Below are 1222 nucleotides of genomic sequence, written 5' to 3' on the forward strand. Positions count from 1 at the left end.
TTGCTGCTCAATGATCCCGTGGGCCATAAGCTGATACTCGGGGCTTTTGGTTCCATGTTGGCCGGGATTTTCTGGATTCGCAAAATCATCCGGATTCAGGTTTAAGCGGGGTTCGCTATCGAGAGGTACAGGTCATGGATTTTTTGCTCGGATTGTTAAGTCGGGTCACAGGGAACGAGGAGCTGGCGCGCCTGTTGTTCCTTGGCGCAATCGGTTTGAGTACGGTGCTTGCGGTCGGCGCCGTCATCTTGCTGATGCAGGGTCTTCAGGACCCGGTGCAGCGTCGTCTGGCGCTGATCAAGCGTGGTCATTTAGGCAACACGACCGGGCAGGAAACTCCGGGTAACCTGCAATTGTTGCTGGAGCGGGTCGGCCAGCGCTTTGCCTCGGCGGGGTCGGCTCAAACGTCCGTCACCCAGACCCTGTTGATGCATGCGGGATACCGCTCCTCATCGGCGGCGCAGGTGTACTGGGCGGTACGCTTGATGTTGCCACTGTTATTAATGGGTATTGCGTTGCTGCTGTTGCCGATGATTCCCAAGGTTTCCCTGATCATGGGGCTGCTGTTGGTGGTCTTGGTGGCCGGTATCGGATGGTTGCTGCCAGCGCTGTATGTCGCCAAGCGCAAGCAGTTGCGACAAGGTCGGCTGCGTGCGGCGTTTCCGGATGCGCTGGATCTGATGGTGGTGTGCGTGGAGTCGGGCCTGGCCTTGCCCACGACCATCGAACGAGTGGCTGAGGAGATGTCGGTCAGTCAGGTCGAGCTGGCTGAAGAACTGGCCATGGTCAATGCACAAATCCGTGCGGGCATTTCCAGTACCGAGGCGCTCAAGCAACTGGCTGTGCGCACTGGCCTAGATGACGTGCAAGGGCTTGTCAACCTGTTGGCGCAGAGTATCCGCTTTGGTACCAGCGTGGCCGACACCTTGCGTATCTATGCCGATGAGTTCCGTGACCGGCGTACGCAGGCCGCCGAAGAGATGGGGGCGAAAATTGGCACCAAGATGATATTTCCGCTGATTTTCTGTCTGTGGCCGAGCTTCTTCTTGATAGCCATTGGCCCCGCCATGATCGGGGTACTCAAGGCATTCGGTAAGTGAGCAGGGGTGGCTTGCTGTCGAACAGGATGGCTGTACTGCATAAGAATGGGGTGGAGTAGGTGAACGGAGTGTATTCACTCCAATCGCTTGCTCCACCTTGTAGTACCTGGACTGTATTTTCC

1 protein-coding gene and 1 pseudogene are annotated in these 1222 nt (G+C 57.2%); both read left to right on the top strand.

Going from position 1 to position 1222, the window contains the following annotated elements; all coding sequences use genetic code 11:
- Nucleotides 1–105 (top strand): annotated as a pseudogene (locus tag AC1DVH_RS31365) (type II secretion system F family protein); the annotation flags it as partial.
- A gap of 29 nt (nucleotides 106–134) precedes the next feature.
- Nucleotides 135–1100 carry a type II secretion system F family protein gene (locus tag AC1DVH_RS31370; RefSeq protein ID WP_477757056.1) on the top strand — a complete coding sequence of 322 codons (966 nt, stop codon included), beginning with the start codon at nucleotides 135–137 and terminating at the stop codon, nucleotides 1098–1100.
- Nucleotides 1101–1222 lie beyond the last annotated feature (122 nt).

The sequence above is a fragment of the Pseudomonas sp. P4_C3 genome (genome assembly GCF_056402075.1).